Origin of the sequence: Cupriavidus respiraculi (genome assembly GCF_914271545.1) — a bacterium.
Classification (GTDB): Bacteria; Pseudomonadota; Gammaproteobacteria; order Burkholderiales; family Burkholderiaceae; genus Cupriavidus; species Cupriavidus respiraculi.
Genome location: NZ_CAJZAH010000001.1, coordinates 159,414 through 174,596, shown reverse-complemented (window position 1 = coordinate 174,596; position 15,183 = coordinate 159,414). Strand labels below are relative to the sequence as shown.

Here is a 15,183-nt window from a genome sequence, read left to right as displayed (position 1 = left end):
TCGAAAACCGTCGCGGGGAGCCGGCGGTCACCCTCACCCCGCAAACGCGCTCAACAAGCCGCCGTCATCTTGAAAATCCCCTGCGCATTGCCCGCGTCGAACGACAGATCGAGCCGCGCCGGCGCGCCGTTGGCGGGCGGGACGAAGTCGCGCGTGATGAACTCATAGAACGACCCCGGCACCGTGCGCTTGACCATGATGCCGTTCTCGCCGACGAACTCGCGCTCGACCGGATCCGCCTTGAAGGCGGTCTGCAACACGCGGCCCGAACGGGACACTTCGACGGTGTCCTTGATCGGCCGGCCAAGGCGGCGCTGCGCCTCGGCCACCGCGTTGACGTCCGCGACGCGGTCGGTGGCATGGTTGAAGGCGTTGCCCTCGGTGGCGATCCACGCCATTTCCGCCGACTCGGCCAGCAGCAGTTCGTAGTCGGCCTCCGACGGCGCGGCGTGGTGGCGTGCGAAGCAGGCGGCCAGTTGCGGCACGAGGCGGATGGCGTCCGCCAGCGGCAGCGCCCCGTCGCGCTCCAGGACGGCGAGCATGGCGACAGCGTCGGGGCCCAGCGGATCCACCGACGAGGACAGCACGCGGGTCACCGCCTGCTGGAACGCCGGGCTGAAGCGCTCGGGATGCAGCTCGCTGAGGAAGTACTGGGCGATATCGTCGGGCAGGTCGGCGTGCGCGTACGAGCGGCCGGTCATGCCAATGCGGTCCAGCGGGTATTCGCCATTCAGGCGGTAGCCCAGCGGACCGAGAATGCGCGTGAAGGCGATCTCGCCGGCGGGCAGCGCGCCGCTGGGCCACTTCACCGAACGCAGGGCGCCGTGGTCGAACACCACCTTGCCGCCCGCCTCGATCACGTCGCGGGTATAGGCCATGCCGGTGGGCACCCGCTCCAGGATGCCGGCGAACAGCACCATGTTCAGCGCCTGGGCCACCTCGGCGCGCGTCGCGTTCTGGGCGTCCGCGTTCAGCAGGGCCGGCGAAACATTCATCAATTGCATCAACTCGGCGGCCTGTTCGGCGCCGCAAGCGGCTTCGAGAATGCGCTGCAGATTGGATTGGGTCATGGTTTTGGGGGAACGTATGCGCGCGCGTGACGCGAAGGAAGGCATTGTCCGGCTCCCGGGCCCTCCGTACAATTGATAACTTCGCAGGACGTTCCTTCCAAAATCGCACTATGCGCAAGGGCATACCCAGCCTGACGGCTCTCCAGATGTTCGAGGCCGCGGCGCGCCTCGGCAGCTTTACCCGCGCAGCCGACGAACTCGCGGTGACCGAGAGCGCGGTCTGCCGGCAGATCGCCGGCCTCGAAGCCAGGCTCGGCATCGCGCTGTTCCACCGCATCCGCAAGCGCATCGCGCTCACGCCGGCGGGCGGCATCTATGCCGACGAGGTGCGCCAGCGTCTGGAGCAGATCGAGCAGGTCACGCTGGACGTGATGGCGCAGCGCCCGCTGGGCCGCTCCATCGAACTGGCGATCGGACCGACCTTCGCCAGCCACTGGCTGGTGCCGCGCCTGCCGGACATGGCGCGCGCCCTGCCCGACCTGACGCTGAACCTCTCGTCGCGCACGGAGCCGTTCGAGCTGGCGGAAACGGCCTTCGACGCGGCCATCTACTACGGCGAGGGGATATGGCCGGGCACCGAGGGTGAGCCCATCCTGCAGGAGGGTCCGTCGGTGCCGGTGTGCAGTCCGGCCCTGCTGGGCCGCCGCAAGCGGCTCGATCTGGAACAATTAGGCGAATTGCCGCTGCTGCATCTGACCACGCGCCTGCGGGCGTGGAGCGACTGGTTCACGGCGGCCGGCGTTGCGCCGCCCACGCTGCGCGGCCCGCGCTACGACCTCTACACCATGCTGGCGCAGGCCGCGGCGGCCGGACTCGGCGTGGCCCTGATACCCCGCATCCTGATCGCCGCGGAGCTCGAGCACGGCCGGCTCGTGGTGCCGGTGCGCATGCCCGCGGTTGCCCCGGACAACCGCAAGGCCTACTACTTCGTCCATCGCCGCGGCCTGGAGCCGGGCGACAAGGTGCTGCAGCTGCGCGACTGGCTGCGCGCCAGCGCCGCCGGGTGAGAACGCCAGCGGGCGCTTGCCTTGCGGCTCAATGCGCGTGCGCGATCATCTCCTCGCGGGTCTGGCGCGCCAACCCGAGCGCGAACGCTGTCTCGGCCACCAGGAACAGCGGACCGATCAGCAGGCCCACCAGGTCGTCGACGAAGGCGGGCTTGCGGCCTTCGTAGTAGTGGCCGACGAACTGGATGACCCAGCCGAGCACGAACAGTCCGATGCCCACCCCAAGCCACTGGCCCGTGGGCATCGCGGCGATCCACGCGCCGGCGTAGAGGAACACCCCGAGGATCGCCGTCATGGCCACGCCAAAGCCCAGCGACAGGCGCAGGTAGAACAGGCAGGACAGCGCGTAGACCACCATGGCGGGCGTCAGGTAGGCGCTGCCGTCGCCCAGCGGCATGGCGGGCCGGCCGAGCAAGGCCGTCACCGCTAGCACGATCATCGGAATCCCGATAAAGTGCGTGGCGACATTGCGCGGGTCGCGATGATAGGCGGCGTAGTTCGCCAGATGTTCGATCAGGGTTTTCACGGGGTCTCCTTCACCGGCACGCCGCTGTGCCGACGGCACTATAGTAATGAGCGCACCCGCCGCGGTCTGTCTGCTTTTTGACAGTCCAGCGCGGCGCCAGAAGAGCGCCTACGCGCCCAACCCGGAGACCGCCATGCACGTCGCGCCCCGAGCTGCCGGCATGCCACCCCTGCCTCGTCCCTCCCCTTCCCTGCCGGCCACGCAGGCCACGCCGTGGCTGGAGTCGATCCGCGCCGGCGCATGGTTCCGCGAGCTGCCCTCGGCCATGCGCGATGCGCTGCTGACCCATGCGGCGCTGCGCAAGCTCGAAGCCGGCGAAGCGCTGTTCGCGCGCGGCGATCCCTTCGATGGCCTGTATTGCGTCGCGAGCGGCGCGGTCCTGATCCATGCCCACGGCGTCGACGGCAAGGCGGCGCTGCTGGGGCTGCTGGAGCCCGGCGCATGGTTCGGCGAGATCTGCCTGTTCGATGGCCTCGCGCGGACCCACGATGCGCACGCGGCCACGCGCGGCTCGGTGCTGCATATTCCGCGCGACCGCCTCGAGGCGATGCTCGCCAGCCATCCCGCATGGTGGCGCGAATTCGGCAAGCTGCTGGCCGGCAAGACGCGCGAGGCGTTCCGCTATGTCGAGGAAGCGCAGCTGCTGTCGCCGGTGGCCCGCACCGCGCGCCGGCTGGCCGCCATCGCCCGCGCGTACGGCGACCAGCCGTGCGCCCCGGGCCCGACCCCGGCCACGGCGCGGCCGCGCTCGGTGCATATCCCGCAGGAGCAGCTCGGCCAGATGCTGGGGCTGTCGCGCCAGACGGTCAATCACGCGCTGCGCGAGCTGGAATCGCGCGGACTGCTGCGGCTGCGCTATGCCGATATCGAACTGCTCGACCTTGCCGCGCTGGAACAGCTGTCCTGACGACGTGCCCGAATCCATCCGACCCGACACCATGCCCTCCCTGGACGACGATCAACTCAACGCCTATCTGGCGCGCATCGGCGCAAGCCGCCCCGCCGCGCCGACGCTTGCCGCGCTCAATGCCATCCTGGGCGCCCAGCTCTCGCACATCCCGTTCGAGAACGTGGACGTACTGCTGCACCGGACGATCGACATCGAGCTCGATGCAGTCTTCGACAAGCTGGTGACCCGCCGGCGCGGCGGCTACTGCTTCGAACTCAACACGCTGTTCGCCGCCGCGCTGGAAACGCTCGGCTTCAAGGTCACGCCGCTGGCCGCGCGGGTGCGCTGGAATATTTCCGAGGGGGTACCGACGCCCCAGTCGCACATGCTGCTGCGCGTCGACGTCGAGCACCGCGGCTATCTGGCCGACGCCGGCTTCGGCGGCCCGAACCCGCCGTGCGCGATGCCGCTGTCCGAGCCGGGCGAAGCGCTGCGCTCGTACCGGCTGGTGCCGCCCCCGCCCAATGCCTTCGGCGCCGACGGCTTTCATCCGCTGGACCTGGAGGCGCGCGGCGCGGGCGACTGGATCACGCTGTACCGCTTCGACCTGACGCCCCAGCCCTGGGTCGATTTCGTGCCGCGCAACTGGTTCGTCTGCACGCACCCGGACAGTTTCTTCCGCCATACCCTGGCGGTGGCGCGCTCCGAGAACGGCGCGCGCTACACGCTGGCCAATGGCCGGCTGACGCTGCGCGAGCCCGATGGCAGCGCCACGCACCACACCCTGGAGACGCCGCGCGAAATCGTGGCGGCGCTGCGCGAACGCTTCGCGCTGGTGCTGGACCCGGACACCGAGGCCGGGCTTGCGGGATGGCTGGAGCAGGCGATGCAGGATCCGGCGCGCTGAGGCCGCCGTCATGCACCGCGTGCATTGCCTGCGGAAAGAATGCTGATAAGGGCGCGCCCGGCCACGCCGCGGTGTGGACTGAGGCGTGGCGCCCCACCATAATTGGCCGCGACGCGGCGCCGCGAGCGCCGGCGCAAAACCACATCGCGATCCCGCTGCGCGGATCGATACAGGAGGAGACACCCATGTCATTGTTCGACCTGACCGGCAAGGTTGCCATCGTCACCGGATCCTCGCGCGGCATCGGCCGCGCCATCGCGGAGCAGATGGCGGTACAGGGCGCCAAGGTCGTCATCTCGTCGCGCAAGGCCGAGGCCTGCCAGGAAGTGGTGGACGCCATCAACGGCAAGCATGGCAACGGCACGGCCATCGCGGTACCGGCCAATATCTCGTCGAAGGAAGACCTGCAGCGCCTGGTGGACGAGACCAACCGCGCCTTCGGCAAGATCGACGTGCTGGTGTGCAATGCCGCATCGAACCCGTACTACGGCCCGATGAGCGGGGTGACCGACGAGCAGTTCCGCAAGGTGCTCGACAACAACGTCATCTCCAACCACTGGCTGATCCAGATGGTGGCCCCGCAGATGATCGAGCGCAAGGACGGCTCGATCATCATCGTCTCGTCCATCGGCGGCCTGCGCGGCTCCCCGACCATCGGGGTATACAACGTCTCCAAGGCCGCCGACTTCCAGCTCGCGCGCAATCTCGCCGTGGAGTTCGGGCCGCACAACGTGCGCGTCAACTGCATCGCCCCGGGGCTGATCAAGACCGACTTCGCCCGTGCGCTGTGGGAGGATCCCGAGCGCTACAAGCAGTCCACCCAGGGCGCGCCGCTGCGCCGCATCGGCGAGCCGATCGAGATCGCCGGCGCCGCCGTGTTCCTGGCCTCGGCCGCGAGCACGTTCATGACGGGGCAGGCCATGGTGGTGGATGGCGGCGTGACCATCTGAGTCGCGCCCCCCCGGGAGCCACGACGGCTCCCGGCCACTACGCCGCTGTATCCGTGCGGTGCCCGCTCTCGGTCGAGCGTCACATCGTCGTTGCGATGCCACGAGGAAGGAAAGCATGTCGCCAACTCCCGCACCGGCAGCATCCTGGCCCGCGATTTCGCTGGCCGAAGCCCATGCGCGGCTGACCGCGCCGGGCGCGCCGTTCGAGACAGAGGTCCTGACGATTCGCGGAGTGCCCACCACGGTGTGGAAGAACGCGCCGCCCACGCTGCGCGACCTCTTTGTGCAGGCGCGCTCGCACGGCGACAGGACCTTCGTCGTCTACGAAGACGAACGGGTGCGCTACGAAGGCTTCGCGCGGGCAGCCATTGCGATCGCGCATGCGCTGGTATCCGACGGCGTGCGCAAGGGCGACCGCGTGGCGATCGCCATGCGCAACCTGCCGGAGTGGCCCGCTGCCTTCTACGGCGCGGTGCTGGCCGGGGCCATCGTGACGCCCCTCAACGCCTGGTGGACGGGCGCGGAACTGGAGTATGGCCTGGCCGACTCCGGCACCAAAGTAGCCATCGTCGACAACGAGCGGCTGGACCGCATTCTCGAACATCTTCCCGCCTGCCCCGACCTCGCCCGCCTCTATGTCTGCCGCGACGGCGGACGCCATGCCGATGCCCGCATCGTTCCGCTGGAAAGCGTGACGGGAAGCGTGCAGAACTGGGACACGCTGCCGGACGCAGCGCTGCCCGACATCGCCATCGACCCCGACGACGATGCCACGCTGTTCTACACCTCCGGCACCACCGGCAAGCCCAAAGGCGCGGTGGGCACGCACCGCAACGCCACCTCGGTCGCCGTGGCCGGCGGGTTCGGGCCGGCCCGCAATTTCCTGCGCCGCGGCGAACCGCTTCCCGAACCGGACCCCAACGCGCCGCAAAAGGCCAACCTGCTGGCGGTGCCCTTCTTCCATGTCACCGGCTGCATGGCGGTGCTGAACGCAGCGCTGCACGCGGGCAGCAAGATCGTGCTGATGCGGCGCTGGGACACGCTGCGCGCCATGGAGCTGATCGAGCGCGAGCGCTGCACGGCCGCGGGCGGCGTGCCGACCATCGCGTGGCAGATCGTCGAGCATCCCGAACGGGGGCGCTTCGACCTGTCGTCGCTGGAGAACATGAACTACGGCGGCGCGCCCGCCTCGGCGGAACTGGTGCGGCGCATCGTGGAGACGTTCCCGCATTCGGCGCCCGGCATCGGCTGGGGCATGACCGAAACCTCCGCCACCTTTACCAGCCATAACGCCAAAGAGTATCTGCACCGCCCCGAGAGCAGCGGGCCGGCGCTGCCGATCGGCGAGATGAAGATCGTCGACGGCCGCGGCAATGCGCTGCCTCCGGGGGAAGTGGGCGAACTGATGGTGCGCGGCGCCAATGTCGTGCGCGGCTACTGGAACAAGCCCGAGGCCACGGCGCAGACGTTCGTCGACGGCTGGCTGCGGACCGGCGACATCGCGCGGCTGGACGAGGAAGGCTATCTCTATATCGTCGACCGGATGAAGGACATGCTGATCCGCGGCGGCGAGAACATCTACTGCATCGAGGTGGAAAGCGTGCTGTACGCGCACCCTGCCGTGATGGACGCCGCGCTGGTCGGCATCGCGCATCGCACGCTCGGCGAGGAACCGGGCGCGGTGGTCAGCCTCAAGCCCGGCGCGCAGGCGACCGAGGCGGAACTGCAGGCGTTCGTGCGCGAGCGGCTGGCGGCGTTCAAGGTGCCGGTGCGCGTGATCATCTGCCCCGAGATGCTGCCGCGCAACGCCAACGGCAAGATCGTCAAATCGGTGCTGCGCAAGATGTTCGAGGCGCAGGCCTAGCGCGCCCCTGCCCGGTTCACTTGACCGGAATCGGCGTGCTGGTCGCCACCGGCACCGCCGACACGCTGTTCTGCGGACTGCCGGAGACGATGCGGTCCGAATACGTCAGGTAGACCAGCGTATTGCGCTTGCGGTCCACCACGCGCACCACGTGCAGGCTCTTGAACAGCACCGACATGCGTTCGGAGAACACACTCTCCTGCTGGGCCAGCGGCGCCTTGAAGCTGACCGACCCGACCTGGCGGCACGCGATCGAGGCCTCCGCCGGATCCTCCGCCATGCCGATGGCACCCTTGATGCCGCCGGTACGCGCACGGGAGACGTAGCACGTCACGCCGGCCACCGCGGGATCGTCATAGGCTTCGATCACGACGCGATCCGAACCGGTCACGCGGAAATTGGTGTTGACGCTGCCAAGTTCCTCGGCATGCGCGCTCGCCGCCACGGACAGCAGCGCGGCCGCGCAGGCCCGCCATGCCATACGGGTCGTTGCCCTCATGAGGTGGCCTCCTTGATCTCGTCGTGCCGGCGCTCCATTTCCTGGCGCAGCTGGCGGCGCTGCTGCGCCGCGGCGAAGCGCTGGCGCTCGACCGCATCGCGCGGCACCAGCGGCGGCACCTCGGTAGGGGCGCCGGCATCGTCCACGGCCACCATCGTGAAATAGCAGCTGTTGGTATGGCGTACCAGCTTGCTGCGGATATTCTCGGTAATCACCTTGATGCCGATTTCCATCGAGCTGCGGCCGGTGTAGTTGACCGCGGCCAGGAAGGTCACCAGTTCGCCCACGTGGATCGGCTGGCGAAATACCACCTGGTCCACCGACAGCGTCACGACATAGCGGCCGGCGTAGCGGCTCGCGCACGCATAGGCCACCATGTCGAGATACTTGAGGATGGTGCCGCCGTGCACATTGCCGGAGAAGTTGGCCATGTCCGGCGTCATCAGCACGGTCATGGAAAGCTGGTGGGACAGGTCGTTCATGGTGAGGAGCGGATGCGGGAGGAAAAACCGGGGCGCGCAGGGCACCGGTGAAGGCCAGAGTGTAACGCGGAGCACGGGCGCAGCGTCCGCCGACCGGCCGGAAACTTCCGCACGCCGGGGCGCGGCGAACTCCGGAAACGAAAAAGCGGCCCCCCGGGGCCGCTTTTTCTGTAGGCTGAATACGCCCGCTTACTTCTTCTTGTTCACGGCGTCCTTGAAACCCTGGCCGGCCGAGAATTTCACGGTCTTGGCGGCCGGAATCTTGATCGTTTCACCGGTACGCGGGTTGCGGCCGGTACGCGCGGCGCGCTTGCCCGAGCCGAAGCTGCCAAAGCCCACCAGCGTTACCGAATCGCCCTTGGCGACTGCCTTCTTGATATTGTCCAGCGCTGCATTCAGAGCGCGCTCGGCGGCGGCATTGCTCAGTTCGGCGTCCGCTGCGATGGCAGACACCAGTTCACCTTTATTCATGGCTGATTTCCCTTGTTGGTCGTCGTGATCGGCGTAACCGCAAGGCGGCAAATTTACCGACCGGCGCAGTCTAATCCGGCCCCCGCCGGTTGGGCAATCCCCAGTAGCACCGACGCAACGGAAAATCGGCAGATCGTTGTATCACGCGGGTTTGCGGGGATTTTGCCCCTTTATTCCGGCTATTGAAAATAAGCCGTGGAGGGTTATCCCTGACTCAAGTTTTTGCCGCTCCACAAAATGGTGCAACCCGCCCCACTTTATCCCCGCGCCGGTTATAAGAGATACCGCATTCCAGTGCACGGCGACATCGGCGTGACACGTTCGCATGGCAATGCCTATGCATTCGCCCGTGCCGACGCGCGTCCGAATGCGCGCATCAGGACGGCACCGATCCCGCAGCACGCCATCACCACCGTCAGCGGCAAGGCGGTGCCATCGCGCCAGACGCTGACGGCAGCGCCGGCCAGCGTGCCCAGCGAGAACTGCAGCGTTCCCATCAGCGCGGACGCCGTGCCGGCCCGGTGGCCCTGATGCGTCAGCGCGATCGCCGAGGCGTTCGGCAGGATGCAACCCAGCGCGCCGACGAACACGAAGAAGCCCGCCAGCAGCACCGGCAGGATCGCCAGGCCGGCCACCGAGGCCACGGCGATGGTCAGCCCCGCGACGCACGGCCCCAGCAACGCCAGACGCAGGACGCCGTCCAGTTCGCGCCCGCGCACGAGCGCGGCATTGAGCTGCGACATCGCGATCAGGCCGAGCGCGTTGGCGCCGAAGACGAAGCCGTAGTGCGAGGCGTCGATGCCGTGCAGCTCGATCAGGACGAACGGCGACCCCGCGATATAGGCGAACATGCCGGCCTGGGCGAAGCCGGCGCACAGCGAATAGCCGAGAAATTCCTTGTCGCGCAGCAACTGCCCGTAGTTGGCCAGCACCTTGGACAGCTGCAGCGGCACCACGCCAGCGCGGTCCAGCGACTCCTCCAGCCGCAGATGCACCAACAGCAGGATGGCCACGCCGACGACCGACAGCAGCCAAAAGATCGCCCGCCAGCCGAACGCGGTCAGGATCGCGCCGCCGACGATCGGGGCGAGGATCGGCGCGAGGCCCATCACCAGCATCAGCGACGAGAACGCGCGCGCGGACTCGTGCGCCTGCAGCCGGTCGCGAATCATCGCCCGCGCCACCACCATGCCGGCACAGCCGCCGAGCGCCTGGACGAAGCGCCAGAACATCAGTGCTTCCACGTTGCGCGCCAGCGCGCAGCCTGCCGCGGCCACCGCATACAGGGCCAGGCCGACGTACAGCGGCGGCTTGCGGCCGAAGCGGTCGCTGAGCGGGCCGTAGAACGCCTGGCCCAGCGCCAGGCCGACGAGAAAGGTGCCCAGCGTGAGCTGCACGCTGCCGATATCCGCGCCCAGTTCGGCCGACAAGGTCGGGAACGCGGGCAGGTACATATCGATGGACAGCGGGCCGAGCGCGGTCAGCGAAGCGCATACGAGCAGCCACAGCGGAAAGCGCGCGCCGCGGGGCGCGCGGGTGGAGACGTTCATGAAGATCCCGGGAAAAGTATCACGTTGCGACGTGTTGGCAGGGGCCGGACCGCGGGCCGGCCAACGCCGCGGACGCAATTGTTGCACAGCGTAACAAACCGCGCCGGCCGGCAGGCCTTCATGGCAGGATAGCGCTCCTCGCGACAGGGCGACCGTATATGCAACGTGAGTCGGGTTCCGCCCGTCAGGTCGCAAGGGTACAATGCCACCCTGCCAGCACCGTCGGCGCCGTCGCATGGACGGCACGAAGGCGGCGAGGCTAGGCGCCGGTCCAGGCAACGTTACCTGCATGAGAACAACACACATCCAGACGACTGCCCTGCTTGGCATCGCGACCGCCTCGGCGCTGTTGTTGCCACCACCGCTTGCCAACGCGGCGCCCGCGGTGAAGCAGGTCATCATGCAATCCCCGGCCTCGGCGTCGATGAGCGCGGCGGTCGACGCGGCCGACGCGCTGACCCAGATGCTCAAGGGCGCGGCCACGGGCCAGAACACCGGCGCGGCCGGCGTGCCGGAATTCCTCCGCGGTGGCGCCCGGCCCGACAGCGCACTGGCGCGGGCCTGCCGCCAGCTCAACGACGCCCTCCCCATCGAGATCGACAAGGACACGCGGCTGCGCCGCTGCCATACGGTGCCGGGCAAACATATCCTGTTCAGCCTCGAACTGACCAACTACCGCGGACCGATGCTCGATCTGGCCAGCTTCGAAGTCAACTACGCCGCCCCGCTCCAGCGCAATATCTGCGCGAACCGCGACGTCGAGATCCTGACCAAGCTGGGCGTGAGCATGATGTTCCGCTACATGACGCGCAACGACCGCGGCGAGCGCCGGGTCGGCGACGTCTATATCAACGGTCCCATCTGCACTTCCGCGCTGCGCTGAGCGGCTCGCCTGCTCCAATAGAAAACGGGCCGCGTCATGGACGCGGCCCGTTTGCGTTTCAGGCGGTGCGTGGCCGCAGCGGCACCACGTTGGGCGCGCGCCGCAACAGGGCCCGCGTCGCCTTCCAGCCGTCGTCGGCCAGCGGCGAACCCCATACCGCTTCATGCAGTTGCGCCAGCGCGAACGGATCGTTCAGCAGCGTCAGCTTCTGTTGCGCGCTCAGCGCCTCCGGGCCCGCGGTCAGCGCCTGCTGCACCAGCGCGGCATGCTGGCGCTGCGTGGAGGCGGGCTGCACCACACGCGACGATGCGGTCGCGCACATCAGCGCATTGGTGACCGGATCGACTACGGCGTCGACAAACCCGGGCGGCTCGGCGCTCTCGGCCACATGCTTCTGCGTGTCGAGCATCTCGCGCGGCGGCATCGCTTCCTCGGGAATCACGAACAGGTTGGCGCGGCGCAACGCGCGGCCCGGGCTGACGCGCGACAGCCAGACGGACAGCGGGATCGACAGCGCCAGCGCGCCGACGATGGGCAGCAGCCACCAGACGAAGGACGGATCGAGCCAGTACACCAGCGCGCCCCAGGCCAGACCCAGCACGGTATGCCAGCCGTGGCGGCGGAACGCCTCGCCCCAGGTGGTTTCCGCGTCCTCGCGCGGCGGCGACTTCCACGTGATGCCCCAGCCCACGTACGCCGCCACCACGAACTTGGTGTGGAACAGCATGCGGACCGGCGCGAGCAGCGCGGAGATGACCACCTCGATCAGCATCGACAGCACCAGCCGCACCGCGCCGCCGTAGGCCCGTGCATCCTTGAGCAGCAGCAGCACGCTGGCGACCTTGGGCAGGAACAGCAGCGTAGCCGTGGCCGAGAACAGCGCCAGTGCCTTCTCGGGATGCCACTCCGGCCAGGTCGGATAGAGCTGGTACGGCTGCGAGAAATACTCGGGCGGCACCAGCGCATGCTTGGCCAGCATCGCCGTCGACAGCACCAGGAACAGGAACCACAGCGGCGCCGACAGGTAGGCCATCACGCCAGTCACGAACACCGCGCGGTGCACCATGTGGAAGCCCTGCTTCATCCACAGCCGGAAGTTCATCAGGTTGCCCTGGCACCAGCGGCGATCGCGCTTGACCTCGTCGAGCAGGTTCGGCGGCAGCTCCTCGAAGGAGCCCGGCAGATCGTAGGCGATCCACACCCCCCAGCCCGCGCGCCGCATCAGCGCCGCCTCGACGAAGTCGTGCGACAGGATCTCGCCCGCGAGCGGCCCCTTGCCGGGTAGCGGCGCCAGCGCGCAGTGCTCCATGAAGGGCTTGATGCGGATGATCGCGTTGTGGCCCCAGTAGTGCGACTCGCCGAGCTGCCAGTAGTGCAGGCCCGCCGTAAACAGCGGCCCATAGACGCGCGTGGCGAACTGCTGCACCCGTGCGTACATGGTCTCGCGGCCCACCGCGAGCGGCGCGGTCTGGATGATGCCGGCGCCGGGATTGGCCTCCATCAGCCGCACCAGCGTGGCCAGGCAATCGCCGCTCATCACGCTGTCCGCATCGAGCACCACCATATAGCGATACTTGCTGCCCCAGCGGCGGCAGAAGTCCGCGACGTTGCCGGTCTTGCGCTTGACGCGATGGCGGCGCCAGCGGTAGAAGATGCGGCCGAAGCCGTTGACCGCGCGGCACGTCTCCATCCAGGCATCGGTCTCCGCCGTGCGCAGATCCGCATTGCCGCTGTCGGAGAGCACGAAGAAGTCGAAGTGCGGCAGCTCGCCGGTGCGCTCCAGCGATTCGTAGGTCGCGCGCAGGCCGGCGAACACGCGGGTCACGTCCTCGTTGGCGATCGGCATGATCACCGCGGTGCGCGCCTCTTCGGCGATCGGTTCGGTGCCCGTCGCCGAACGCGAGATCAGATGGCGGTCGCCGCCCTTGGCCAGTACCAGGAAGCCCATCATGGCGGTCCAGAAGCCGGCCGACACCCAGGAGAACAGCACCGCGAACAGGCCCGCCGTCACCATCTCCAGCGGATCGCGTCCCTTGTAGGGCAGCACCGTGGTCATGAAATACGTGGCGAGCGCGGTCTGCAACACCACCAGCGCGAGCAGCACCCAGCGCCGGTGCGAGCCGGCCGGATGCCACTTGCCCTCGGCATCGGGCCCGTCGTGCAGCGTGTCCCAGGTCTCCGGGACCGGCGGCCTGCCGAACATGCGGCGGAACAGGTTGCGCACGAAGCCGCTGACCACATGCGGCGGCCAGGGGCGCGGCACCATCGAGGCGCGCCGCGGCTCGGGGCCGGTGTCGATATGCACCGTCCCGTCGGGGCGGCGCTCGATCAGCGGTTCGCCGCCGGCCTTGGGGTCGCCATAGGCGAGCTCCAGCCGGCGCTCGACCGAGGCGTAGGCCGGACCCGCGGGGGTCGGACCCGCCGGCGGGCCGGCGAGCCGGCGCTGCAGCGTGTGAAGGGCCGCTTCGGGGTCGTTCGCCCCGTTGCGGATGGCGGTGTCGTCAAGCAGTTCCCGGCGCTGATCCGGTGCGAGCGGCAGGCGATCGACATAGCGCTCGCATGCCGCCGCCGGGGCCGAACGCTGCTTTAGCCTGGGGGTAAGATGTAGCTCCACGTCTCGGTCAGGGTTGTATTGGCGTTGCGAAGATAGCCGCGCAACTCAACCGGCTTGTTGTCGTCCTTGCGGCGCAGGAACATCGTCATGCGCCATCCACCCGTCGTCTCGTTCGGGCGCACCCAGGTCCTGAGCACTTCCGCGTTGCTGTCGGCAGAAATTACCGGCTCCAGGCGCACGTCGGCGGGCAGCTTCTTGAATGCCGGCCCTTCGAAGTCGACCATCAGCGAGAAGCTGTTGTCATCCTTGTTGCGCGTCAGGCCCTGGCCGCGGCGGGTCTGCACGACCCACGACAGCGGCGGAAACTTTTCGCCGTTCTTCTGCCAAAGCAAGCGATATTCCAGGTCGAACGGCTGCTTGGGCTTGGGCGGGTTGTCCGGCACCCAGTACGCCACGATGTTGTCGTTGGTCTCGTCCGGCGTCGGGATCATCACCAGCTCGACGCGGCCCGAACCCCAGTTGCCCTTCGGTTCGACCCAGCCGCTCGGACGGCGCTCGTACCACTCGCCGATCTCCTGGTAGTTGTTGAACTGCCGGTCGCGCTGCATCAGCCCGAAGCCTTGCGGATTGGTGGCGGCAAACGAGGTCACGAGCAAGCGCTTGGGATTGACCAGCGGACGCCAGATCCATTCACCGGTGCCCAGCTGGACAGACAGGCCATCGGAGTCATGGACCTCCGGTCGATAGTCGGGCACCGGCGAGGGCTGGTTCTCCCCGAACAGATACATGCTGGTGAGCGGCGCCAGTCCGAGCTTGGTCACGTTCTCGCGCAGGTACAGCCGCGACTTGACCTCCATCTCGGTATCGTTGCCCGGCTTGATCACGAAGCGGTAGGCACCGCTCATGCGGCGCGAGTCCATCAGCGCGTAGATCACCAGCTGCTTGTCGTTGGACGCCGGACGGTCGATCCAGTATTCGACGAAACGCGGAAACTCCTCGCCGGAGTTGAGCGCGGTATCGACCGCCAGGCCACGGGCGGACAGCCCGTACCACTGATCCTTGCCGACGCCGCGGAAGTAGCTCGCGCCGACGAACGACACCACCTCGTCCTTTTTCTTGCCGTTGACCGGGTGCAGCACGCGGAAGCCCGCGAAGCCCAGGCCCTTGAGCTTGGCCGGGTCTACCTTGTGGGGACCATAGTTGAAGCTTGCGGGATCGAAGCGGATCTCGCGCACGCTGTTGCCCACCACTTCATGGATGCGCACCGGCTGGTCGAAGACCATGCCCTGGTGGAAGAAGGACAGCTCGAACGGCAGCTTGGCGCCGCGCCACTGGTAGCGCTCGGGCTTGAACTGGATCTCGCGATAGCGTTCGTAGGACAGCTCGCGCAGTTCGGTGGGCAGGTTCTGGGCCGGCGCCTTGTAGGGGGCGTTGGCCAGCTGCCGCGCCTTGGCGGCGACCGTATCGAAGCTGAACGCGTGGGCGGCGACCGTAGCCATGGCCAGCACCCCGCCGCACAGCCACCTCGCGA

General features: G+C 68.1%; 14 protein-coding genes. 6 read left to right on the top strand and 8 right to left on the bottom strand.

Annotated features, from left to right (window positions below; genetic code table 11):
- Window positions 1-50: 50 nt before the first annotated feature.
- Window positions 51-1,070 (bottom strand): DUF1338 domain-containing protein, encoded by a 1,020-nt coding sequence (locus LDO27_RS00695; RefSeq protein WP_224039033.1) that lies wholly within the window; start codon window positions 1,068-1,070, stop codon window positions 51-53.
- Window positions 1,071-1,180: 110 nt separating this feature from the next.
- Here LDO27_RS00695 and LDO27_RS00690 point away from each other — a divergent pair, with 110 nt between their 5' ends.
- Window positions 1,181-2,077, top strand: coding sequence for a LysR substrate-binding domain-containing protein (locus tag LDO27_RS00690; protein WP_224039032.1), 897 nt, complete (start codon window positions 1,181-1,183; stop codon window positions 2,075-2,077).
- Window positions 2,078-2,105: 28 nt separating this feature from the next.
- Here the strand turns inward: LDO27_RS00690 and LDO27_RS00685 are convergent, their stop codons facing one another.
- Complete coding sequence (locus LDO27_RS00685; RefSeq protein ID WP_224039031.1) at window positions 2,106-2,603, bottom strand: Mpo1 family 2-hydroxy fatty acid dioxygenase; 498 nt, start codon at window positions 2,601-2,603, stop codon at window positions 2,106-2,108.
- Between the two features lie 160 nt (window positions 2,604-2,763).
- Here LDO27_RS00685 and LDO27_RS00680 point away from each other — a divergent pair, with 160 nt between their 5' ends.
- From LDO27_RS00680 to LDO27_RS00665, 4 genes are all read left to right on the top strand, one after another.
- Window positions 2,764-3,510, top strand: a complete 747-nt coding sequence (locus LDO27_RS00680) for a Crp/Fnr family transcriptional regulator (RefSeq protein WP_224039030.1) — start codon at window positions 2,764-2,766, stop codon at window positions 3,508-3,510.
- Between the two features lie 31 nt (window positions 3,511-3,541).
- The gene (locus LDO27_RS00675) at window positions 3,542-4,399 is read left to right on the top strand and encodes an arylamine N-acetyltransferase family protein (protein WP_224039029.1); all 858 of its coding nucleotides are present in this window, start codon (window positions 3,542-3,544) and stop codon (window positions 4,397-4,399) included.
- Between the two features lie 185 nt (window positions 4,400-4,584).
- Entirely contained in the window at window positions 4,585-5,349 is a 765-nt protein-coding gene (locus tag LDO27_RS00670) for an SDR family oxidoreductase (RefSeq protein ID WP_224039028.1), read from the top strand.
- A gap of 115 nt (window positions 5,350-5,464) precedes the next feature.
- Window positions 5,465-7,213 carry a class I adenylate-forming enzyme family protein gene (locus LDO27_RS00665; RefSeq protein ID WP_224039027.1) on the top strand — a complete coding sequence of 583 codons (1,749 nt, stop codon included), beginning with the start codon at window positions 5,465-5,467 and terminating at the stop codon, window positions 7,211-7,213.
- Between the two features lie 16 nt (window positions 7,214-7,229).
- Here the strand turns inward: LDO27_RS00665 and LDO27_RS00660 are convergent, their stop codons facing one another.
- The 4 genes from LDO27_RS00660 to LDO27_RS00645 form a co-directional block, all read right to left on the bottom strand.
- Entirely contained in the window at window positions 7,230-7,712 is a 483-nt protein-coding gene (locus LDO27_RS00660) for a CreA family protein (RefSeq protein ID WP_377747412.1), read from the bottom strand.
- Window positions 7,709-8,194 carry an acyl-CoA thioesterase gene (locus tag LDO27_RS00655; protein ID WP_222205311.1) on the bottom strand — a complete coding sequence of 162 codons (486 nt, stop codon included), beginning with the start codon at window positions 8,192-8,194 and terminating at the stop codon, window positions 7,709-7,711. Before LDO27_RS00655 ends, LDO27_RS00660 begins: the two co-directional genes overlap by 4 nt.
- Before the next feature lie 189 nt (window positions 8,195-8,383).
- Window positions 8,384-8,665 (bottom strand): HU family DNA-binding protein, encoded by a 282-nt coding sequence (locus LDO27_RS00650; protein WP_020202816.1) that lies wholly within the window; start codon window positions 8,663-8,665, stop codon window positions 8,384-8,386.
- Between the two features lie 335 nt (window positions 8,666-9,000).
- A complete protein-coding gene (locus LDO27_RS00645; RefSeq protein WP_224039025.1) occupies window positions 9,001-10,215 on the bottom strand; it encodes a Bcr/CflA family multidrug efflux MFS transporter in 1,215 nt (404 codons plus the stop codon).
- A 400-nt stretch (window positions 10,216-10,615) separates the two neighbouring features.
- Between LDO27_RS00645 and LDO27_RS00640 the strand changes: the two genes are divergently transcribed.
- On the top strand, window positions 10,616-11,098 hold the full coding sequence (locus tag LDO27_RS00640) for a hypothetical protein (protein ID WP_222206224.1): 483 nt from the start codon (window positions 10,616-10,618) through the stop codon (window positions 11,096-11,098).
- Window positions 11,099-11,156: 58 nt separating this feature from the next.
- Here LDO27_RS00640 and mdoH read toward each other — a convergent pair whose 3' ends face one another.
- Window positions 11,157-13,712 carry a glucans biosynthesis glucosyltransferase MdoH gene (mdoH, locus tag LDO27_RS00635; RefSeq protein WP_224039023.1) on the bottom strand — a complete coding sequence of 852 codons (2,556 nt, stop codon included), beginning with the start codon at window positions 13,710-13,712 and terminating at the stop codon, window positions 11,157-11,159.
- Entirely contained in the window at window positions 13,685-15,151 is a 1,467-nt protein-coding gene (locus LDO27_RS00630; protein WP_224039021.1) for a glucan biosynthesis protein G, read from the bottom strand. Before LDO27_RS00630 ends, mdoH begins: the two co-directional genes overlap by 28 nt.
- Window positions 15,152-15,183: the final 32 nt, after the last annotated feature.